Below are 19,997 nucleotides of genomic sequence, written 5' to 3' on the forward strand. Positions count from 1 at the left end.
CAGTGGACTAAGCAGCTGACCGGCGTCATTTCGCCAGGTCGAACATGGCAAGTACCCTGGGGCAGGTGACAATCTCGTTGACAGATCCGCAGGCCACGGACCGTACCGTCGGCCAGATCGCCGAAGGCCGTACCTATGAGGTCCGCACCTACGGCTGTCAGATGAACGTCCATGACTCCGAGCGGATCTCCGGGTTACTCGAGGAAGCCGGCTACGTCCGGGCCGACGCCGACGCCGAGCCCGATCTGGTTGTTTTCAACACATGCGCGGTCCGCGAGAACGCGGACAACAAGCTGTACGGCAATCTTTCGCACCTGGCCCCGGTGAAGGCCCAGCGCCCGGGAATGCAGATCGCTGTCGGTGGTTGTCTGGCGCAGAAGGATCGCAGCACCGTGGTCCAGAAGGCGCCGTGGGTCGATGTCGTCTTCGGCACGCACAACCTCGGTTCGCTGCCCGTCCTGCTGGAACGGGCGCGCCACAACGAGGTCGCGCAGGTCGAGATCATCGATTCGCTCGAGGCCTTTCCGTCGACGCTGCCTGCCAAGCGTGAGTCTGCGTATTCGGGCTGGGTGTCGATCTCGGTGGGGTGCAACAACACCTGCACGTTCTGTATCGTTCCGGCGTTGCGAGGCAAAGAGGTCGACCGTCGCCCCGGGGACGTGCTGGCCGAGGTGCAGGCACTCGTCAACGAAGGTGTCCTCGAGGTGACGCTGCTCGGCCAGAACGTCAATGCGTACGGGATGTCGTTTGCCGACCCCGAGCTCGGACGTGACCGTGGGGCGTTCGCGGCGTTGTTGCGCGCCTGCGGTGAGATCGAAGGGCTCGAGCGGGTCCGTTTCACCTCTCCGCATCCGGCCGAGTTCACCGACGACGTGATCGAGGCGATGACGCAGACCACCAATGTGTGTCCCCAGTTGCACATGCCACTGCAGTCGGGTTCCGATCGAATCCTGAAGGCGATGCGGCGCAGCTACCGGAGCACCAAGTTCCTCGGAATCATCGAGCGCGTCCGGGACGCGATGCCGCACGCGGCGATCACCACCGACATCATCGTCGGGTTCCCCGGAGAGACCGAAGAGGATTTCCAGGCGACTCTCGACGTGGTGGCCAAGGCGCGGTTCACGAGTGCCTTCACGTTCCAGTACTCACCTCGGCCGGGTACTCCCGCAGCCGACATGGTTGACCAGATTCCGAAAGAGGTTGTCTCGGAGCGCTATATGCGCCTGACCGATCTGCAGGACCGGATCTGTCTGGAAGAGAACCAGAAGTTGATCGGAAGCCCGGTCGAGGTCTTGGTGACCGCCGATGGGCGCAAGGATTCCGGTCGGATGACCGGACGCGCTCGGGATGGGCGACTGGTGCATTTCGAGACCAGCGACCCCGCGATCCGTCCCGGCGATCTGATCGACACCGACGTGACAGGTGCGGCACCGCACTACCTACTTGCCGACTCGGGTGTGCGGAATCACCGCCGCACCCGCGCGGGCGATGCGCATGCCGCCGGCACCACACCCCAGACCCCGCCGATCGGGGTGGGCCTGGGACTGCCGACAATCGGAAAACCAATGGAAGCGCCGGTTGAATCCGGCTGCGGCTCGGGATGTGAGAACTGATGGCCAGCAAAAACCGAAGCGACGATTTCGAACAGTTCGAAGGCGACCTGCGCAAAGCCGAGCGGAAGGTCGCGGGGGAGATCGATCCCGGTGCCCGCGCATTGGTGGTCGCGGGCGCGGTGCTGGTGGTGATGTTGTCGATTGTGTTGCCACATACCGGTTCGGTCAGCGGTATCGATGTCCTGACATTCAATTCCGAGGCCGTGGCGGAAAACGTCACCATCACCTCACGTATCTCGGTCTGGCTCCAGCTGATCTTCGGTATCGGCTTCTCGACGCTCGCCCTGCTCACCCGGCGCTGGTTCTTTGCGTGGATCGCCTTGTGCGGCTGCGCGGTCGGCTGTGTCGCGGGCATGCTGGCCTGGTGGTCGCGCAACACCCCCGGCGTGTCGGGCTTCGACCCGCCGAGCGGGATCGGCGCCGGACTCGTGGTCGGTTGGCTGGCGATGTTCGTCCTGACCTTCCATTGGGCGCGCGTCGTGTGGGTACGCACCTCCGTGCAGCTGTCACTGGAAGCGCAGCGGCGCGACGATGCAGCCGCGCAGGAGCTCAAGGCTGTTGCGCTGCAGCGCAAGTCGGCCACCAAGCATCCCAAGAAAGACAACTGACCGACGCGTTGAAGTACTGATCATACGAAAATGACCGGGCCATCGGCCCGGTCATTTTTGTATCTGTATGAAGGTCAGTCGTTGATCGCACCCTCGGCCGCGCTGGCCCATTCACGCCACTGCTCGGCCTGCTCGCGGAGCTTGCGGGCGTCCTTGGCCTTGCCGTTTGCCTCTGCCTTGGCTGCCTGATCTTCGAGCTGGGCAACGCGGTCGGCGAACTGCTGGGCGCGGGCCTTCACGGCCGGATCGGTGCGCTCCCACTGTGCGGACTCGGCATCGCGGATACGTTTCTCCACGGCCTTGATCCGGGCTTCGAGGGAGTGCATCTGGTCGCGGGGAACCTTACCGATCTCGTCCCACTGATCCCGGATCGAGCGGAAGTCACGACGAGCGGCCTCGAGATCACCATCGGGATCGATCGTTTTCTCGGCACGGACGAGGAGTTCGATCTTTGCCGCGGCGTTCTCCTCGAACTCTGCATCGCGTTCTGACGATGCCGCGTTGCGGGCGCTGAAGAACACGTCCTGGGCGGCTTTGAACCGGGCCCACAGTGCGTCGTCCTGATCGCGGGGTGCGCGGCCTGCGGCTTTCCACTGGGTGAGTAGATCGCGGAACTTTGCCGCGGTGTCGGTCCACTCGGTGGAGGACGAGAGCCCCTCGGCCTCTGCGATCAGCTCCTCTTTGCGGGACCGCGCGCCTGCGCGCTCGCGGTCCATCTCGGCGAAGTGGGCACCGCGCCGCCTGTTGAAGGTGTCGCGGGCCTTTGAGTAGCGCTTCCACAACAGGTCATCGGTCTTGCGATCGACACCCTTGATGGTCTTCCACTCGTCGAGAATCTGACGCATCCGGTCGCCTGCGACCTTCCACTGCGTGGATTCGGCGCCGATGGACTCGGCCTCTTCGGCCAGTTCGTTTTTGCGGGCGACGGCCTTGGCTCGGGATTCGTCCCGTTCGTGCTTGACCTTTTCGGCAGCGCCTTCGGCCCAATCGATGATGGCCTGCAGGCGAACCGCGACGGCGTCGACATCACCGATGACCGCTGCGGTCGGAAGCGATTCGAGCAGTGCTGCGGCGCCGACCTTGGTCTTACGTGGATCGCCCGTACCGGCGTCGAGTCGCTCCTCGAGCAGTTCGACCTCGACGACCAGGTCGTCGAAGCGGCGTCCGAAGTGGGCGAGACCCTCGGCGGCGGTGCCGGCCTGCCAGGAGGCGATCTGGTGCTCTCCGGCGGAGTTCTTCAGCCACACCGCACCGTCATCGTCGATCCGTCCGAACTCGGACGGATCGGAAGCCTGCCTACCGGGCTCGACGGGTGCGGGATGAGGATGGGCCGGCGGATGATGGCCGGGCCGCGGACCGGGCCGGGGGCCCGGCTTGGGACCCGGTTTCGGGCCCGGAGACGGGGTGGGGTTGTCGGTGGCTGCCGGCTGCGGCGTGTGGTCGGTCATGTCATTCCTTATCCCTGCCGCGCGACACGGCTGCCAGTCACATCTGATGCCGACGGTGATTCACCTCCACCGCCCACACCCATTGAAGCAGGTCACCGGCACGGGTGGGGACAGTCGCCGACAAATGACCGGCGGATCCCCGGTTGCGATGGCGTCGGCAGTGCGCCCTGCGGCCGGTCGACTAGCGTTGCGCAAGTGTTGATCGCTACCGCCTTTGTGCCCTCCGCACCCGCTCTGGTGCCCGAACTGTCCGGGTCGCAGGTGCCGGAGTTGGTGCCTGTTCGGGCCGCGACGCTGCAGGTATGTGCAGATCTGGCCGTTCGGTGTCGCGATTGGGTGATCGTCGGAGCGGGCGATCCGGCGAGGCCGATCGCGCCGCGAGGGAGCTTTATCGGCTTCGGGGTGGACGTTCAGGTGGATCTGGCCCCCGAGGCAACCGGCCCGGCCGACCCGGAGATGGATCTGTCGTTGTTGATCGGCGGATGGCTTCGCAATGAGGTCGATCCGGAGGTCCGGATGACCACCGAATTGGTGTTCAGCTCGAGTGGTTCAGCGGCCTGCGCGCAGCAGGGGCACACGCTGGCCCGCTATCTGGCGACGCGGCCGTACCCGGTGGGACTGCTGGTGGTGGCCGACGGGGCCAATACACTCGGCCCCAAGGCTCCCGGTGGCGTCGCCGATGGCTCCGAGGCGTTCCAGGACGGCATCGACAGCGCCCTCGGTTCGGGGGACCGCGCCGCACTTGCCGCCCTCGGTCAGCCGGAGTGCGAGATCTTCGGTGTCGATGGTCGGGGCCCGTGGCAGGTTGCCGCGGCAGCGACGCAGGGTTTTGCGGTCACACCCGAATTGCGTTATGCCGGAGCGCCGTTCGGCGTCGGCTACAGCGTTGCCCTATGGGATCTGACACCGGGGGACCTGACGCCTGGGGACCCCGCATGGTGACCCCGATTGCCGTGATCGGTCCCACGGCCAGTGGCAAATCTGATCTGGCACTCGACATCGCCGAAGCACTCGGTGGCGACATCGTGAACATCGACGCGATGCAGCAGTACAAGGGGATGGACATCGGCACCGCAAAGGTGCCGGCCGGCGAGCGCCGCGGCATCGTTCACCATCAGATCGACGTCCTCGAGGTCACCGAGACCGCGACCGTCGCGCGCTACCAGCAGGCGGCGCGGGCCGACGTCGAGGCGCTGCTGGCGCAGGGTCGCACACCGGTCGTGGTCGGTGGGTCGATGATGTACATCCAGGCATTGCTCGACGACTGGAAGTTTCCGGCGACCGATCCGGAGATCCGCGGGCGCTACGAGGCCGACCTGGAACGGCTGGGTTCGCTGGCGCTGCACGATCAGCTGGGCACGGTCGATCCCGAAGCCGCCCGCAACATCCTCGACACCGACGGCAGGCGCATCGTGCGCGCGCTGGAGGTGGTGGAGCTGACCGGGCAACCGTTTGCCGCCTCGGCACCGACAATCGGTGAACCACGTTGGGACACAACCATCATCGCGCTTGATCGCGATACCGCAGAGCTCGACGACCGCATCGCGTCGCGGACCGAACAGATGTTTTCGCAGGGGTTTGTCGACGAGGTGCAGGCACTGTTGTCGCAGGGCCTGCGCGAGGGTGTCACCGCGGCGCGAGCGATCGGATATTCGCAGGTGATCGCCGCCCTCGACGGCGAATACGACCTCGCACAGGCGCAGGAACTGACGTTCATCGGCACCCGCCGCTACGTGCGCAGGCAGCGGTCGTGGTTCCGGCGCGACCCGCGGGTGCACTGGCTCGATGCGGCGACACCCGATCTGCTCGGTCAGGCGTTACGCGCCGCAGGCAGGTGAGAACCGGACAGACCCCAGGACGGGTAGTCTTGACGAAATGTTCGGGCGTGTTGATTTTGTGAAGGGGCACGGCACGGAGAACGACTTCGTGCTGTTGCCCGATGCCGGGGTGCAACTGGATCTGACACCCGATTTCGTGTCGGCACTCTGTGATCGCCACCGTGGTATCGGTGCTGATGGTGTGCTCCGAGTGGCCACTGCAGGCGCACTGCTCGGTGCCGGAGTCCTCGAGGTGCTCCCACCCGGCGTCGCCGAGGATGACTGGTTCATGGATTACCGCAACGGTGACGGATCGGTTGCAGAGATGTGTGGCAACGGGGTGCGGGTTTTTGCGCACTACCTCGCCGCACACGATCTGGTGACCGGGCGGACCTTCACGGTCGGCTCGCGCGCAGGTGGGCGCGAAGTGACCGTTCACCATCTGACCGAATCCTCGGCCGACGTCAGTGTCCTGATGGGCCGGGCCCGCGCCGGCGTCGAAAGCAAGGCCACCATCGGAGACCAGACGTATTCGGGTTTGTCGGTCAACGTCGGCAATCCTCATCTGGCCTGCGTTGTCGAGGGCCTCACTCTCGAGCGTTTGAGGAACATCGACCTCACCGCACCGATTGCCTTCGACCACAACGACTTTCCCGAAGGCGTCAACATCGAGCTGATGACACCGCTGGCCGAGTCGGCCGACGACGCGGTGGTCGGTGAGGTGTCGATGCGGGTGCACGAGCGCGGTGTGGGAGAGACCCGCAGCTGCGGCACCGGCACCGTCGCGGCGGCAAATGCGGCTTTGCGGTCGGTCGGGCGGAGCACCGGTGCGGTGGTCGTGAACGTTCCCGGTGGTGCGGTGACCGTCACTGTCGGTGAGAACGACAACGAGCTCCGTGGACCCTCGGTCTTGGTCGGTGCCGGAATGCTCAACGCAGGGTGGCGTTAAATCCGTTATGCAGCAGACCTGTCCGAATGTCACGATGTTCATCTCATGACTGAACACGAACCCGACTCGAACAAAGCCGACGCGAACGAAGCCGACGCGAACGAAGCCGATCCGAATACCCCCTACTCGGACGGCCCCGACACGGACGGCCCCGACGCAGACGGCCCCGACTCAGACTTTCCGGAGTCGAAAGCCCGAGCGCCACGCGCCCCGGAGGTTCACCTGCCGAACTTCCACAAGGGTCCGACGATCGGCGACATGCAACTCGACGATCGTGCGTCGTTGCGACGGGTTGCAGGTCTGTCCACCGAACTCACCGACGTCACCGAGGTCGAATACCGGCAGCTTCGCCTCGAACGGGTCGTTCTGGTCGGTGTCTGGCTGCAGGGAAGCACCACCGCCCAGGCGGAATCGAGTCTTGCCGAACTCAAGGCCCTGGCCGAGACCGCCGGGTCCGAGGTGCTCGAAGGTCTCATCCAACGTCGGGACAAGCCGGATCCGGCCACCTACATCGGATCGGGCAAATCCCATGAACTTCGCGACATCGTCGAGGCCACCGGTGCCGACACCGTCATCTGCGATGGTGAACTGACGCCCGCACAGCTCACCGCGCTGGAGAAGGTGGTGAAGGTCAAGGTCATCGACCGCACCGCCCTTATCCTCGACATCTTCGCCCAGCACGCCACGTCGCGCGAGGGCAAGGCCCAGGTCGCGTTGGCCCAGATGGAATACATGCTGCCGCGTCTTCGCGGTTGGGGTGAATCGATGTCCCGTCAGGCCGGTGGCCGGGCGGGCAGCAACGGTGGCGTGGGTCTGCGTGGTCCCGGTGAGACGAAGATCGAGACGGACCGCCGCCGTATCCGCGAGCGGATGGCGAAGTTGCGCCGCGAGATCCGTGAGATGAAGACGTCGCGAAACACCAAGCGCACCAAGCGGAAAGAGTCCGCTGTCGCATCGGTCACGATCGTCGGTTACACCAACGCGGGCAAGTCCAGTCTGATCAACGCGATGACCGGATCAGGTGTGCTGGTGCAGAATGCGCTGTTCGCCACCCTCGATCCGACAACCCGGAAGATGTCCCTCGACGACGGTCGAGAAATCGTGGTCACCGACACCGTCGGATTTGTCCGGCACCTGCCCACCCAGCTGGTCGAGGCGTTCCGTTCGACCCTGGAAGAGGTCATCGACGCAGATCTGCTGTTGCACATCGTCGATGGTTCGGACCCGATTCCCACCGAGCAGATCAGCGCGGTGCGCAAGGTCGTCGATCAGGTGATCCAGGACGAGAAGGCAACCGCACCACCGGAGCTTCTCGTGGTGAACAAGATCGACGTCGCCGATCCGACGGTCCTGACACAGCTTCGCAGTCTGTTCCCCGACGCGGTCTTCATCTCGGCGGCCACGGGCGAAGGTATCCCGGAACTGCTCGAGCGGGTCCGCGAGTTGGTGTCGCGGCATGACGTCCATGTCACCGTCCGGGTGCCGTACTCCCGGGGTGACCTGGTCTCACGCATCCACGCCGAAGGCGATGTGTCGCGGGAGGAGCACGGAGCCGATGGCACGGAGATCGTCGCCAGTGTGCCTTCTGCGCTGGCCAGCCAGCTGGCCGAGTTCGCCGCATCTGATCTGTTCTAAAAATCCAGGCCTCCAGGCCCTTGGGCAGAATGTAGAATCCGGTTACAGTTACTGGCACGTCCGCGTTTTGACACCTCGTTATGGAGACCTTGATGGAACGTACGATTTTCGAGCCTGAACATCTTCTGTACCGCGATTCGTACAGAAGCTTCCTCGAACAGCATGTGGCGCCGTATCACGCCCGCTGGGAAGAGCAGAACATCGTCGATCGTGATGTGTGGATCGAAGCGGGTAAGAACGGCTTCCTGGCCGTGGACGCTCCCGAAGAGTTCGGCGGCGGCGGAGTCGACGACTTCCGCTACCAGGCCATCGTCTCCGAAGAGTCCGCCAGGGGTGGGTACAGCGGTTTGGGCTTCACCCTGCACAACGACGTCATCGCGCCGTACCTGCTGGAACTGACCACCGAGGAGCAGAAGGCGCGCTGGCTTCCGGGATTCACCTCCGGCGAGCTCATCACCGCCATTGCGATGACCGAGCCCGGAACCGGTTCGGACCTGCAGGGCATCAAGACCAACGCCAAGAAAGACGGCGACCACTGGGTGCTCAACGGATCGAAGACCTTCATCACCAACGGCATCAACGCCGACCTGGTGATCGTGGTCGCGCGCACCGACCCCGAGGCCGGCGCGAAAGGTTTCAGCCTGCTGGTCATCGAGCGTGGCATGGAGGGCTTCGAACGCGGCCGCAACCTCGACAAGGTCGGCATGAAGGCGCAGGACACCGCCGAACTGAGTTTCGACAACGTCCGTGTGCCCGCCGAGAACCTGCTCGGTGAAGAAGGCCTCGGCTTCATCTACCTCATGCAGAACCTGCCTCGCGAACGCCTGTCGATCGCTGTTGTCGCCGCGGCGGCGATGGAGCAGGTGCTGGAGACCACCGTTCAGTACACCAAGGACCGCAAGGCCTTTGGTCGCTCGATCGGGAACTTTCAGAACACCCGGTTCCTGCTGGCCGAACTGGCGACGTCGACCACGACGACCCGCGTCTTCGTCGACCACTGCATCGGTCTGCTGAACGAGAAGAAGCTGACCGTCCCGGATGCCGCGATGGCCAAGTACTACGCCACCGAGAATCAGGTGCACCTGGTCGACCGGTGTCTGCAGCTGCACGGTGGATACGGCTACATGCGTGAATACTCGGTCGCCAAGGCATTCCTCGACTCTCGTGTGCAGACCATCTACGGCGGGACGACCGAGATCATGAAGGAAGTGATCGGACGTAGTCTCGGGGTCTGATCACCCAGTGGTCCCCTGAACTCGAAAGGCGGGGTGTACCGGGATATCCCGGTACACCCCGCCTTTGATCTGTATGAGAGTGATCTGCCTCCGACTCGGAGGTCAGAGTCGACGCATCACAGTGACGACCTTGCCCAGGATGACGGCATCGTTACCCGGGATGGGATCGAACACCGGGTTGTGCGGCATCAGCCACACGGCGTCCTTGGTGCGCTTGAACGTCTTGATCGTGGCATCGCCGTCGATCATCGCCGCCACGATGTCGCCGTTGTCGGCAACATTCTGCTGGCGTACGACCACCCAGTCGCCGTCGCAGATCGCGGCGTCGATCATCGATTCACCGACGACCTTGAGCATGAACAGCGAACCTTCGCCCACCAGCTCTTTGGGGAGTGGGAAAACGTCTTCGACAGCTTGTTCGGCGAGGATCGGACCGCCGGCCGCGATCCGGCCGAGGACCGGGACGAACGTCGGCGTCGGCAGGGATTCGTCCGGTGCCTGAACCTGTCCGGCGGCTGTGGCCGGATTCAGATCGGTGTCCTGGATGTTCACCGCGCGAGGCCGGTTGTTCTCGCGCTGCAGGAAACCCTTGCGTTCCAGCGTGCGGAGCTGGTGGGCGACGGACGATGTCGAGGTCAGGCCGACAGCGTCACCGATCTCCCGGATGCTCGGAGGGTAGCCGCGCTCGCGGACCGAGGTGCGGATGACCTCGAGAACCGCTTTCTGGCGGGGGGTCAGTGAGCCCTCGGCGAGTGGTTCGGTGGCGACAACAGTGGTCGCGGTCCCGTCCGCCGGTGTCGGGGGCTGGGTTCTATCGGCCATCAGGTCCTCCAGTTCATGCGGTGTCGGGCGGGGTCCATGTCGACAAAGATAGTGCAAATGGTCACAAGTCTCAAACATTTGTTCGATCAGGCGTGGCGCTTTGTCGGAGGCCCGTGGTACTAATCGAACACTCTTTCAATCGAACGAGTGATCGAATAGGGATCGAACCGATGACCGAGGACTGAACCCCATGACTGCAGCCACCACCATTATCCGGCCGGCCACAGCTCGGCCTGTTCACCACCCCGAGAGCGGTACCCGCACGCGCACCACGCGCCCGGTACGGCCCGAGGACACATCACGCCCGGCCGGTCGCCGTCTGCCTGCGCAGCGCCGGGTGGCCGTCTCGTGTGCCGATTCGCGTAACTCCGAGCGGCGGATACCGACCGCTCGCGAGATGGTCTTCGCCCGCAGGCGCGCCTGGGCGGGCGCGGCGGTCGCCGGTGTCGGTCTGATGCTCGTGGTCGCCTTCATGACCTTCTTCGGCGGGGTCATGCAGCAGTCCGCGGATCCGGCCCGCGTCGGCACCGAGGTCGTCCGGGTCCAATCGGGGGAGTCGTTGGGCGCCATCGCCTCCCGCATCGCACCCGAGATGCCGACCGAAGCCGTGGTGGCGAAGATCATGGAGCTCAACGCCATGAACAACTCGGCACTGTCGGTGGGCCAGGCATTGGTCACGCCCGTCTACGCGAGGTAGACGTGGAGGGGCTGCAATCCCGGACGGTATCCTCGGAGTCACAGTGTCTGGTCACTCCGCCCAGGCCGTCGACCGTCGAGGATTCGTGCATGCATTGCCCGTTTTGCAAGAACGAGGACACCCGCGTAGTCGATTCGCGAGTGGCGGACGAGGGGCAGGCCATCCGTCGCCGCCGCGCCTGTTCGCAGTGTGCACGCCGTTTCACCACGGTGGAGACCGCGGTGCTCTCGGTGGTCAAACGGACCGGCGTCACGGAACCGTTCAGTCGCGAGAAGGTCATGCGCGGCGTCCGCCGGGCCTGCCAGGGCCGTTCGGTAGATGACGACAAATTGCAGCATCTTGCGCAGCAGGTGGAAGAAGCAGTGCGGGCATCAGGTTCGGCGGAGGTACCGGCCAATGAGGTCGGTCTGGCCATCCTCGGCCCGCTTCGCGATCTCGACGAGGTCGCATACCTGCGGTTCGCCTCTGTCTACCGGTCATTCGACTCGGTGGACGATTTCCAGAAAGAAATCGACGACCTCCGATCAAGCAAGTCCTAGCGTCACTACCGCAAGTCCTAGCGCCGCTACCGTAAGTCTCGGATTGCCTTGATGGCACGCTTTTCTGAAATCGGGTACGCAGTTCGCAGCTGTTGAGCAAACAGTCCGACGCGCAATTCCTCGACAATCCAGCCTGCAGCCTCGCTGACCGCATCGCGCCGCTGCGGCGGGATCATCCGCAGATGGTCTGTCCATGCGGCCACTACGCGATCGATGGCTGCCATCGACGCGGCGTCCCGTGCGGCGGAGGCAGGCAGCTGTTCCAGCCGGGCCAGGGCGGCATCCAGATACCGCGGGATCTCGGGGAGGTGTTCGGCGCCGGTGGCCGAGATGAATCCGTCGAAAACAAGATCGCCGAGTTGATCCCGCACGTCGTCGGCAGCGTCGGCCACCGTGGTGGCCGCGATGGCGGTGCGCAGCGGAGCCACCCGGGTCAGGATCGCCGCGGCTTGGCGCAGTTTGGTCGTGGCCCGGCTCGTGACCTGCCCGGCGACATGGCTTTTCAGGGCGGTGTAATCGGCAGCGGTCCAGACCTCCGGCTGCGGGGGGACCAGGTCGATCACGGCCGCTCGTACGCAATCGGCAAGCAGCGCCTCTCCGGTTGGGTAAGGGCTTTGGCTCAGCGCCAGCCGCTCCGCGGTTCCGAGAACAGAAGTCGCGTTGTGCCGTAGGCCAGGTACATCGTTGATCAGCAGTCCGATCAGGGCGTTGTACATCGCGCTGCGCTGCTCGGACTCGGTCGACATCGGTGCGACGGTGAAGCCACCTCTGCGGGGCACCAAGGCCGGGTAACTCGTGATCTCTTGTCCGGCAACAGTGTTGCGGACCGAGCGCGCGATTGTTCCGAACGTCTTGTCTGTCCAGGTGGTTGCCACCGGCGTCGACTCGGTCGCGGCCTCTTTCTCTAGAGCCGCGCGGGCCTTGCCGCCGAGTCGTTCTTGGAGCTCTGTCAACGATTTGGAGTGGCCCAACTCCCGGCCGTCCGGGCTGAGCGCCACGAACGTCATCCGCAGGTGGTCGGGCAGTGCGGTCGGCCTCAGATCGGCGGCTGCGATTCTCACTCCGGTGAGCCGGGTGAGTTCGGCGGCGACGCTGGACGTCAGGGGCTTGGCACGCGGTGTGACCGCATCAAGGATTTGTGAGGCCAGATCCGGTGCCGGACCGATTTGGCGCCGAAGGGTTTTCGGCAGGGTGCGGATCAATTCGGTGACCAGTTCGGTGCGCATAGCGGGGACCAGCCAGTCGAAGCCCGAAGGCCGCGCCCGCATCAGCAGGGGCAGCGGAATCAGCACACTGACGCCGTCGTCCTCGGCGCCGGGCTCGAAGTGGTACCGGAGATCGTACGTGGCATCAGCCTGGCGCCAGGTGTCCGGGAAACCGGCCGGATCGCCTGCAACAACGTCGGCGGGATCGAGATCGAGGAGGTTCGGGTCCTTCTTGCGTGCGGTTTTCCACCAGGTGTCGAAGTGCCTGCCCGAGACCACCTCTTGACCAACGTGGCGGTCGTAGTGCGCGAACAGGGTGTCGTCGTCGACCACGACATCGGTGCGCCGGACCCGGTGCACCGACTCTTCGGCGTCGTCGAGTAACGCCCGGTTGCGATGGAAGAACGGATGCTGGGTGCGCCAGTCTCCTTCGACGAGGGCACTGCGGATGAACAGCTCGCGGGCTGCCTCGGGGTCGATGGATCCAAAGTTCACCCGACGTCTGGTGACCAGGGGAACGCCGTAGAGCGTGACCCTTTCGTAGGCCATCGCCGCCGAGTGTTTGCTCGACCAATGTGGTTCGCTGTATTGGCGTTTGACCAGATCGCCTGCCAGTCGCTCGGCCCATTCGGGTTCGATGCGGGCGACGGTCCGGGCCCACAGGCGGGAGGTCTCGACGATCTCGGCCGCCATCACGAACCGAGGCGGTTTGTTCGACAGATGCGAGCCGGGGAAGATCATGAACTTCGTCCCGCGAGCCCCGAGGAACTCTTTGGATTCTCCTTCGCGGACGCCGATCTGGCTGAGCAGACCCGACAGGACCGATTGGTGGACGGCGACCGCCGTCGCCGAATCGGATTCGGGCGTCTCGAAGTCCGCCGGGACGGTCCAGCCCAGATCCCGGGCGATCCGGACGAGTTGCGAATGTAGATCACGCCACTCGCGGATGCGCAGTCCGTGCAGGAATTCGCGGCGCATGCGTTTGCGGAACTGGCTTGAGGACAGCTCTTTTCGCGTGTCCTCGAGATACGTCCACAGATTGAGGAGGGTCAGGAACTCGGAGCCGTCTGCGGCGAACCTGCGGTGTGACTCGTCCGCCGCCTGCCGGTGTTCGGCGGGCCGTTCCCGGACATCGGGTAGCGACAGTGCGGCGGTGAGTACCAGCATCGGCCCCAGGACACCTTGCTTGTCGGCCTCGACCAGCATGCGGGCCAAACGCGGGTCCACCGGGATCCGCGCCAGCGATCGGCCGATCGGCGTCAGCTGCCGTACCGGGTTGTCGGGGGTGGCAGGGACGAGCGCGCCGAGTTCTTCGAGAAGTTGCTGTCCGTCGCGGATGGCCTTGGGATCGGGAGGCTCGACAAACGGGAACTTGCCGACATCGCCGAGGCCGAGCGAGGTCATGTTCAGGATCACCGCGGCCAGATTGGTCCGCAGGATCTCGGGCTCGGTGTATTCGGGCCTGCTCAGGAAGTCGTCTTCGCTGTAGAGGCGGATGCAGACGCCGGCGGCCACACGACCACAACGTCCGGCACGCTGGCGGGCGCTGGCCTGCGAGATCGGCTCGATCGGCAGTCGCTGAACCTTGGTGCGGGTCGAATAGCGCGACATGCGAGCGGTTCCGGCGTCGATCACATAGTGGATGCCCGGCACCGTCAACGAAGTCTCGGCAACGTTCGTGGACAACACGATCCGTCGGCCCTTGTGGGAGGCGAACACGCGGTGCTGATCAGCGGCGGACAGACGGGCGAACAGCGGGATCACCTCGACACCACGCGCTTCGAGGTGTTTGAGGGAGGCAGCGGTATCGGTGATCTCGCGTTCGGTGGGCAAGAACACGAGGATGTCGCCGGGCCCCTCGGCGAACAACTCGTCCACTGCGGCGCCGATCGCCTGCAACTGATCGAGGTCGGCTTCGTCCTCGTCCTCGACGACAAGTGGCCGGTAACGGATCTCGACCGGATAGGTGCGCCCGGACACCTCGATGACGGGAACGGGTCGTTCTTCGGTGGCAAAGTGATCGGCAAATCGACCGGGCTCGATGGTCGCCGAGGTGATGATCACCTTCAGATCGGGACGCCGGGGGAGTAGCTGTTTGAGATATCCCAGGATGAAGTCGATGTTGAGGCTGCGTTCGTGGGCCTCGTCGATGATCAGTGTGTCGTAGTCGCGCAGCATGCGGTCCTGGGAGAGTTCGCGCAGAAGGATGCCGTCGGTCATCACCTTCACCAGGGTGTCGCGTGAGGCCTTGTCGGTGAACCGGACTGAATAGCCGACCACGCCGCCGAGTTCGGTGCCGGTTTCTTCTGCGATGCGTTCGGCGACCGACCGTGCTGCGAGCCGTCGTGGCTGCGTATGGCCGATCTTTCCCGCGACCCCGCGGCCGAGCTCCAGGCAGATCTTCGGGAGCTGGGTGGTCTTGCCCGACCCGGTTTCACCGGCGACAACGACAACCTGATGCGCTTCGATCGCGGCGGCGATCTCGGCGCGCGCCGCCGACACCGGGAGTTCCGGCGGATATTTGAGCACCGGGACCAGCGCGCGACGCCGTGCGAGCTCCTCGGGGCTGGGGCCGGCGGGTGTGCGCGATCCAGTTCTGGTCGAGCCGGATTTGGTGGACGAAGGACGTCCGCGGCGTCGGCGCTGCCCCGATGTGGTGGGCTGCCCGGACGCGGCGGGCCTGCTGGGCTGATCGGGCGCGGTCGACATATCGCCTCAATGGTAGTCGCCGGAGTCCCGGCATCGTCTCGCCACCTGGACAGGCATGATGTACCCCATGACTGCTTCTTCTTCTACCGGTCTCTGGCACGGGTTTGCCGACATGGGCGCCGTGAGCGCCTCGGGACCATTTGTTGTTGCCAGGGGCGAGGGCGCCTACATCTGGGACGCCTCCGGAAACAAATACATCGATTCCACGGCCGGCCTGTGGTTCACCAACGTCGGACACGGGCGGACCGCGATCGCGGACGCCGTTGCCCGCCAGCTCAGCACGTTGGCGCACTATTCCGGGTTCGGCGACATCACCTCCGATGTGACCGCCGCACTGGCCGACCGGCTCTCGGCGATCGCCCCGATCCCGGGGAGCAAGGTGTTCTTCACCTCGGGTGGTAGCGACTCGGTCGACTCGGCGGTGAAACTCGCTCGCCGGTACTGGCACGAGATGGGCAAGCCGGAGAAGAAGATCGTTGTCGGCCGGACCAAGGCCTACCACGGCATGCATGTCGGGGGCACTGCGCTCTCGGGCCTGCCGCCGAACCGCGAGAACTACGGCGAGCTCATGTCCGACGCGGCAACCGTCGACTGGGATGACGCCAAGAGCCTGCTGGGCCTGATCGAACGGATCGGCGCCGACAACATCGCCGCGTTCTTCGTCGAGCCGATCATCGGTGCCGGTGGCATCTACCTGCCGCCGGAGGGTTACCTGGCCGAGGTTCGGCAGATCTGCCGCGACCACGACGTGCTGTTCGTCGTCGACGAGGTCGTCACCGGATTCGGCCGGATCGGTGGATCCTGGTTTGCGTCGAGCCGGTTCGGGCTCGAGCCCGACATGATCACCACCGCAAAGGGTTTGACGTCGGGTTACGTCCCGATGGGCGCGCTGTTCATAGCCCCGAAGATCGCCGAACCGTTTTATGCGGGCGGCGTGTGGTGGCGCCACGGATACACCTATGGCGGACATGCAGGCGCAGCGGCTGCGGCGATGGCCAACCTCGACATCATCGAATCCGAGGGTCTGATCGAAGAGGCCGCACGGCTCGAATCGGATCTGCACATCGCGCTCGCGCCGCTGGCCGATCTGCCTGCTGTCAGCGAGATCCGCAGTGGCCTCGGCGCGGTTGCCGCCGTGCAGCTGGCTGATCCGACGACGGCTCCTGCGGTCATCGGCGCGCTGCGTCGCCATGGCGTCAGTGGACGGGCGGCCGGGCAAGGCGCCCTGCAGATCTCGCCTGCCTTCGTGATGACCAGTGCTCAGGTCAGTGACATGGCGGCGCGGATGGCCGATGCGCTGACGTAGCGAGGGCAGAACGTCGAAAAGAGCAGGGACCCCGGTCGGGGGTCCCTGCTCTTTTTGTTACGTCAGTGCCTGTGGCAGCGAGGTTTCGCTATCCGACAAGTACCTCGGCAGTACTGAGTGCTGCAGCAACGCCTGCGATGATGGACGCGACCTTCAGCGATTCGAGAATCGCTTCACGCTCGACGCCGTCTTCGCGCAGGGTGTTCTCGTGGGCGGCGACGCAGTGGCCGCAACCGTTGATCGACGAGACCGCGAAGGACCACAACTCGAAGTTGGCCTTCTCGACGCCGGGGTTGCCGATGATGTTCATCCGCAGTCCGGGACGCAGGTCGTCGTACTTGCCATCCAGGAACCCGCGGCCACGGTAGAACACATTGTTCATACCCATGATCGATGCGGCGCCAAGGGCGGCGTTGTACGCCTCCGCCGACAGGTTGTCGGCAGCTTCGTCGGCGATCTCCTTGAGGACGGTCGCGTTCTTGCTCGCTGCCGCGGTGGACAGCAAAGTGCCCCACAGCTGCTCGTCCTTGAGGACGGTGGTGCGTGCGATGGAACCCAGGTTGAGCTTGAGGTCCTTCGCGTACTCCGGCAGTGCTTCTTTCAGATTATCAATGCTCATCTGTATTTCCTTCTACGAGCAGGCGATCAGACGCTGGCGGTCAGCAGTTCGCCGGCGTCGATGGTGGGATCGCCCTTTTTCCAGTTGCAGGCGCACAATTCGTCGGACTGCAGTGCGTCGAGAACACGGAGGACCTCGTCGACGTTGCGGCCGACCGAACCTGCGGTGACCGAGACGAACTGGACCTCGTTGTTCGGGTCGACGATGAAGGTTGCGCGGTCCGCAACGCCGTCGGCGTTCAAAACGCCGGTGGCCTCGGCGAGTTCACGCTTGAGGTCCGAAAGCATCGGGAACGGAAGGGTCTTCAGGTCGTCGTGCTGTGCGCGCCACTGGAAGTGCACGAACTCGTTGTCGACGGACGCACCGAGAACCTGGGCGTCACGATCGGCGAATTCTTCGCTGAGCTTGCCGAAAGCGGCGATCTCGGTGGGGCACACGAAGGTGAAGTCCTTGGGCCAGAAGAAAACAATCCGCCACTTGCCTGCGTAGTCGTCGCTGGTGACGGTGGTGAAGTAGTCGTCGGGCTGCTTGGCGTCAACCTTGGAGAGGTCACCGCCGATGACGGCCGTCAGGTTGTAAGCGGGGAATTGATCACCAATTGTCAGCAATGGCATGAATGCTCTCCTTAGGGGTCTGTTAAAGCAGCGTGACTAATACTGCCCTGAATCCACTGAGAATGATACGTGATGAGTAGCACTATAGTGATAGGCATGACCGATCAAACTTATCAGCCGACGATCGCCGGCCTCAAGGCGTTCGCGGCCATCGCTGATAAACGCCATTTTGGTTCTGCCGCAGAGAGTTTAGGAGTGAGTCAACCCTCGCTCTCACAGGCCCTGGCGGCACTGGAATCGGGGCTGGGATTGCGGCTTGTCGAACGCTCGACCCGGCGTGTCTTCTTGACTAGTGAAGGCGATGCATTATTGGCGCGGGCTGCTGCGGCAATCGAAGCGGTGGATATGTTCACCGCGGCCGCCGGGGGTGTCGCGCGACCGTTGTCGGGCACGTTGCGGCTCGGCCTGATACCGACGGTGGCACCGTACGTGCTACCGGGCATCCTGCGCAATCTGGCGAGCGAGCTCCCGGACCTGACGCTGCGGGTCGTCGAGGATCAGACCAGTCGATTGCTGGATGCATTGCGCCGCAATTCCATCGACGCGGCGATGCTGGCATTGCCGGCCGATGCCACCGGCATGATCGAGATTCCGATGTACGACGAAGATTTCGTTCTGGCGTTGCCTCCCGGTCACACGCTGGCCGGACGAAGCCGAGTGGATCCGGCCGCGCTGGCCGATCTGCCGCTGCTGCTGCTCGACGAAGGTCACTGTCTGCGCGATCAGGCATTGGAGGTCTGCCGGCTCGCGGGTGTCCGTCCCGACGTCGGGCCGACCCGGGCGGCGTCCCTGGCCACCGCGGTGCAATGCGTCGAGGGAGGTCTGGGCGTGACGCTCATCCCACAGACCGCGGTTCAGACCGAAACTGCGCGTGGGGCTCTGGCCATCGCCAGCTTCACCCGGCCGCGGCCCGGTCGCCGGATCGGGCTGGTCATGCGGGCCACCAGCGGGCGTGAGGTCGAGTATCGCCAGCTGGCACAGGTGATCACGGCCGCCATCGTCGGGTCGGGCAACGGTGCCGCGCGGCCGGTCTGAGCTCTCGTCAATCCGGCAGCGCTTCCAGCGATTCGAGGGCCGTCGACAATTCGTGGAGCCCGGCCACGATCTCGCTCCAGCGCTGCGTGCCCAGAATTCCGTTGAGGCGCAACGCGAGTTCGGCATGCTGCGGATCGATGCCGCGCACGGCCTCGCGGCCTTCGGCGGTCACCTCGACGAGTTTGGCTCGCCGATGCGCGGGATTGCTCCGATAGGCGACAAGGCCGGCTTCGGCGAGCAGATCTGCGGTCCGCTGCACACTTTGCCGGGTGATCCCCATGACGCGGGCGATGTCCGAGACCGACAGTGGTTCGGGCAGAACGGCGCCCAGTACCTGCCATCTGGTGGCGGTGAGCCCGACCGGCGCGGCCAGCGCTTCGGCAACCGCCAGGAATTGACCGTTGAGCCGGAACGCGGTGAGGGCGGAGTCGCTGAGCAGTGACTGCGGGTCGCTCATGCGGTTGCGGCCATCAGGTCGTGGTATCCGGCCGGGTCGCCGCTGTACAACTTGAACCAGGCGGCGAGTGTCTCGGGGGAGTAGAGGTCGAGTTCGGCGAAGATTTCGCGGGCGAAGGGCACCGGATGCATTGCGGCAGCGGTGATCAGGTGCCCTGGGCGGCTGCGATCCGTGACAGCCGGTGCATCGACATAGCGGTCGGCACCCGCGTATCCGGTCCAGGCCACCGCTTCTGCGGCGTTGCTCGTGTGTTGCCGGTCGTCGAGGAGACCGGCCTGGGCCATCGCGACCGTTGCCCCGCAGATACCGGCCACGGGTACACCCGCGTCGAGGAATTCGCGGGCGGTGTCGATGAACTCGGTCAATTCACCGCTCAGGTACGCGGAGGCGCCGGGCAGGATCAGCATTGCGCTGGCCGCCGGGTCGAGGTCGGCGAGCGCCAGGTCGGGAACAATACGCAATCCGCCGATGGTCACGGTCGGCTCGGTGGTCGGGCCCACCGTGCGGACCTGGTAGGCGCCGGGGCGGATCTGATACTCGGGGTTGTTGATGTGTGCAACGGCGTGACCGGTTTCCCAGTCGGCGAGGGTGTCGTAGACGGCGAGGTGAACGGTACGTGGCTCAACTGATGATGTGCTCATGACAATATGCTGTCACTATGACAGAGTGCTGTCAACGACTGATTGGGT

The 19,997-nt window shown here is 64.7% G+C and carries 18 protein-coding genes; 11 read left to right on the forward strand and 7 right to left on the reverse strand.

What is annotated here, in order from left to right; all coding sequences use genetic code 11:
• The first annotated feature begins 65 nt into the window (after positions 1–65).
• Both miaB and AC1TQG_RS18005 read left to right on the forward strand, forming a co-directional pair.
• Positions 66–1,613, forward strand: a complete 1,548-nt coding sequence (gene miaB / locus AC1TQG_RS18000) for a tRNA (N6-isopentenyl adenosine(37)-C2)-methylthiotransferase MiaB (protein WP_482139208.1) — start codon at positions 66–68, stop codon at positions 1,611–1,613.
• Positions 1,613–2,221 carry an Rv2732c family membrane protein gene (locus tag AC1TQG_RS18005; RefSeq protein WP_482139210.1) on the forward strand — a complete coding sequence of 203 codons (609 nt, stop codon included), beginning with the start codon at positions 1,613–1,615 and terminating at the stop codon, positions 2,219–2,221. Before miaB ends, AC1TQG_RS18005 begins: the two co-directional genes overlap by 1 nt.
• A 74-nt stretch (positions 2,222–2,295) precedes the next feature.
• Here the strand turns inward: AC1TQG_RS18005 and AC1TQG_RS18010 are convergent, their stop codons facing one another.
• Positions 2,296–3,669 carry a DUF349 domain-containing protein gene (locus AC1TQG_RS18010; RefSeq protein ID WP_482139212.1) on the reverse strand — a complete coding sequence of 458 codons (1,374 nt, stop codon included), beginning with the start codon at positions 3,667–3,669 and terminating at the stop codon, positions 2,296–2,298.
• A 195-nt stretch (positions 3,670–3,864) separates the two neighbouring features.
• On the opposite strand from AC1TQG_RS18010, the gene AC1TQG_RS18015 reads away from it, so the two are divergent.
• The 5 genes from AC1TQG_RS18015 (at position 3,865) to AC1TQG_RS18035 (ending at position 9,305) form a co-directional block, all read left to right on the forward strand.
• The gene (locus AC1TQG_RS18015) at positions 3,865–4,611 is read left to right on the forward strand and encodes a class III extradiol ring-cleavage dioxygenase family protein (protein WP_482139214.1); all 747 of its coding nucleotides are present in this window, start codon (positions 3,865–3,867) and stop codon (positions 4,609–4,611) included.
• Entirely contained in the window at positions 4,563–5,507 is a 945-nt protein-coding gene (miaA, locus tag AC1TQG_RS18020) for a tRNA (adenosine(37)-N6)-dimethylallyltransferase MiaA (protein ID WP_482139216.1), read from the forward strand. The genes AC1TQG_RS18015 and miaA overlap by 49 nt, the downstream gene beginning before the upstream one ends.
• Before the next feature lie 37 nt (positions 5,508–5,544).
• Entirely contained in the window at positions 5,545–6,435 is an 891-nt protein-coding gene (dapF, locus tag AC1TQG_RS18025) for a diaminopimelate epimerase (protein ID WP_482139217.1), read from the forward strand.
• Positions 6,436–6,693: 258 nt separating this feature from the next.
• Positions 6,694–8,070 carry a GTPase HflX gene (gene hflX, locus AC1TQG_RS18030; protein ID WP_482139890.1) on the forward strand — a complete coding sequence of 459 codons (1,377 nt, stop codon included), beginning with the start codon at positions 6,694–6,696 and terminating at the stop codon, positions 8,068–8,070.
• A 92-nt stretch (positions 8,071–8,162) separates the two neighbouring features.
• Positions 8,163–9,305: an acyl-CoA dehydrogenase family protein gene (locus tag AC1TQG_RS18035; RefSeq protein WP_482139219.1), complete on the forward strand. Its 1,143-nt coding sequence runs from the start codon at positions 8,163–8,165 to the stop codon at positions 9,303–9,305.
• Between the two features lie 102 nt (positions 9,306–9,407).
• Here the strand turns inward: AC1TQG_RS18035 and lexA are convergent, their stop codons facing one another.
• The gene (lexA, locus tag AC1TQG_RS18040; protein ID WP_482139220.1) at positions 9,408–10,127 is read right to left on the reverse strand and encodes a transcriptional repressor LexA; all 720 of its coding nucleotides are present in this window, start codon (positions 10,125–10,127) and stop codon (positions 9,408–9,410) included.
• A gap of 190 nt (positions 10,128–10,317) precedes the next feature.
• On the opposite strand from lexA, the gene AC1TQG_RS18045 reads away from it, so the two are divergent.
• Together AC1TQG_RS18045 and nrdR are read left to right on the forward strand one after the other, a co-directional pair.
• On the forward strand, positions 10,318–10,824 hold the full coding sequence (locus AC1TQG_RS18045; protein WP_482139221.1) for a LysM peptidoglycan-binding domain-containing protein: 507 nt from the start codon (positions 10,318–10,320) through the stop codon (positions 10,822–10,824).
• A gap of 89 nt (positions 10,825–10,913) precedes the next feature.
• Positions 10,914–11,363 carry a transcriptional regulator NrdR gene (gene nrdR / locus AC1TQG_RS18050; protein ID WP_482139222.1) on the forward strand — a complete coding sequence of 150 codons (450 nt, stop codon included), beginning with the start codon at positions 10,914–10,916 and terminating at the stop codon, positions 11,361–11,363.
• Between the two features lie 26 nt (positions 11,364–11,389).
• Here the strand turns inward: nrdR and hrpA are convergent, their stop codons facing one another.
• Positions 11,390–15,277: an ATP-dependent RNA helicase HrpA gene (hrpA, locus tag AC1TQG_RS18055; RefSeq protein WP_482139223.1), complete on the reverse strand. Its 3,888-nt coding sequence runs from the start codon at positions 15,275–15,277 to the stop codon at positions 11,390–11,392.
• Between the two features lie 67 nt (positions 15,278–15,344).
• Between hrpA and AC1TQG_RS18060 the strand changes: the two genes are divergently transcribed.
• Positions 15,345–16,583: an aminotransferase family protein gene (locus tag AC1TQG_RS18060; RefSeq protein ID WP_482139224.1), complete on the forward strand. Its 1,239-nt coding sequence runs from the start codon at positions 15,345–15,347 to the stop codon at positions 16,581–16,583.
• Between the two features lie 88 nt (positions 16,584–16,671).
• Here AC1TQG_RS18060 and AC1TQG_RS18065 read toward each other — a convergent pair whose 3' ends face one another.
• On the reverse strand, positions 16,672–17,202 hold the full coding sequence (locus AC1TQG_RS18065) for an alkyl hydroperoxide reductase (RefSeq protein ID WP_482139225.1): 531 nt from the start codon (positions 17,200–17,202) through the stop codon (positions 16,672–16,674).
• 26 nt (positions 17,203–17,228) lie between these two features.
• Positions 17,229–17,816, reverse strand: coding sequence for a peroxiredoxin (locus AC1TQG_RS18070; protein WP_482139226.1), 588 nt, complete (start codon positions 17,814–17,816; stop codon positions 17,229–17,231).
• 96 nt (positions 17,817–17,912) lie between these two features.
• On the opposite strand from AC1TQG_RS18070, the gene AC1TQG_RS18075 reads away from it, so the two are divergent.
• Entirely contained in the window at positions 17,913–18,851 is a 939-nt protein-coding gene (locus tag AC1TQG_RS18075) for a hydrogen peroxide-inducible genes activator (RefSeq protein WP_482139227.1), read from the forward strand.
• Between the two features lie 7 nt (positions 18,852–18,858).
• Here AC1TQG_RS18075 and AC1TQG_RS18080 read toward each other — a convergent pair whose 3' ends face one another.
• Positions 18,859–19,308, reverse strand: coding sequence for a MarR family winged helix-turn-helix transcriptional regulator (locus AC1TQG_RS18080; RefSeq protein WP_482139228.1), 450 nt, complete (start codon positions 19,306–19,308; stop codon positions 18,859–18,861).
• Positions 19,305–19,949: a DJ-1/PfpI family protein gene (locus tag AC1TQG_RS18085; protein WP_482139229.1), complete on the reverse strand. Its 645-nt coding sequence runs from the start codon at positions 19,947–19,949 to the stop codon at positions 19,305–19,307. Before AC1TQG_RS18085 ends, AC1TQG_RS18080 begins: the two co-directional genes overlap by 4 nt.
• Between the last annotated feature and the right edge of the window lie 48 nt (positions 19,950–19,997).

This window comes from Williamsia sp. Y844 (assembly GCF_056786475.1).

Bases quoted from the DNA above. Each gene is read 5' to 3' on its own strand.
- AC1TQG_RS18065 (WP_482139225.1), bottom strand. From the start codon at position 17,202: ATGAGCATTGATAATCTGAAAGAAGCACTGCCGGAGTACGCGAAGGAC.
- miaA (WP_482139216.1), top strand. From the start codon at position 4,563: ATGGGATCTGACACCGGGGGACCTGACGCCTGGGGACCCCGCATGGTG.
- nrdR (WP_482139222.1), top strand. From the start codon at position 10,914: ATGCATTGCCCGTTTTGCAAGAACGAGGACACCCGCGTAGTCGATTCG.
- lexA (WP_482139220.1), bottom strand. From the start codon at position 10,127: ATGGCCGATAGAACCCAGCCCCCGACACCGGCGGACGGGACCGCGACC.
- AC1TQG_RS18075 (WP_482139227.1), top strand. From the start codon at position 17,913: ATGACCGATCAAACTTATCAGCCGACGATCGCCGGCCTCAAGGCGTTC.
- hrpA (WP_482139223.1), bottom strand. From the start codon at position 15,277: ATGTCGACCGCGCCCGATCAGCCCAGCAGGCCCGCCGCGTCCGGGCAG.
- AC1TQG_RS18045 (WP_482139221.1), top strand. From the start codon at position 10,318: ATGACTGCAGCCACCACCATTATCCGGCCGGCCACAGCTCGGCCTGTT.
- AC1TQG_RS18005 (WP_482139210.1), top strand. From the start codon at position 1,613: ATGGCCAGCAAAAACCGAAGCGACGATTTCGAACAGTTCGAAGGCGAC.
- AC1TQG_RS18080 (WP_482139228.1), bottom strand. From the start codon at position 19,308: ATGAGCGACCCGCAGTCACTGCTCAGCGACTCCGCCCTCACCGCGTTC.
- AC1TQG_RS18010 (WP_482139212.1), bottom strand. From the start codon at position 3,669: ATGACCGACCACACGCCGCAGCCGGCAGCCACCGACAACCCCACCCCG.
- AC1TQG_RS18035 (WP_482139219.1), top strand. From the start codon at position 8,163: ATGGAACGTACGATTTTCGAGCCTGAACATCTTCTGTACCGCGATTCG.
- AC1TQG_RS18070 (WP_482139226.1), bottom strand. From the start codon at position 17,816: ATGCCATTGCTGACAATTGGTGATCAATTCCCCGCTTACAACCTGACG.
- AC1TQG_RS18085 (WP_482139229.1), bottom strand. From the start codon at position 19,949: ATGAGCACATCATCAGTTGAGCCACGTACCGTTCACCTCGCCGTCTAC.
- dapF (WP_482139217.1), top strand. From the start codon at position 5,545: ATGTTCGGGCGTGTTGATTTTGTGAAGGGGCACGGCACGGAGAACGAC.
- AC1TQG_RS18060 (WP_482139224.1), top strand. From the start codon at position 15,345: ATGACTGCTTCTTCTTCTACCGGTCTCTGGCACGGGTTTGCCGACATG.
- hflX (WP_482139890.1), top strand. From the start codon at position 6,694: ATGCAACTCGACGATCGTGCGTCGTTGCGACGGGTTGCAGGTCTGTCC.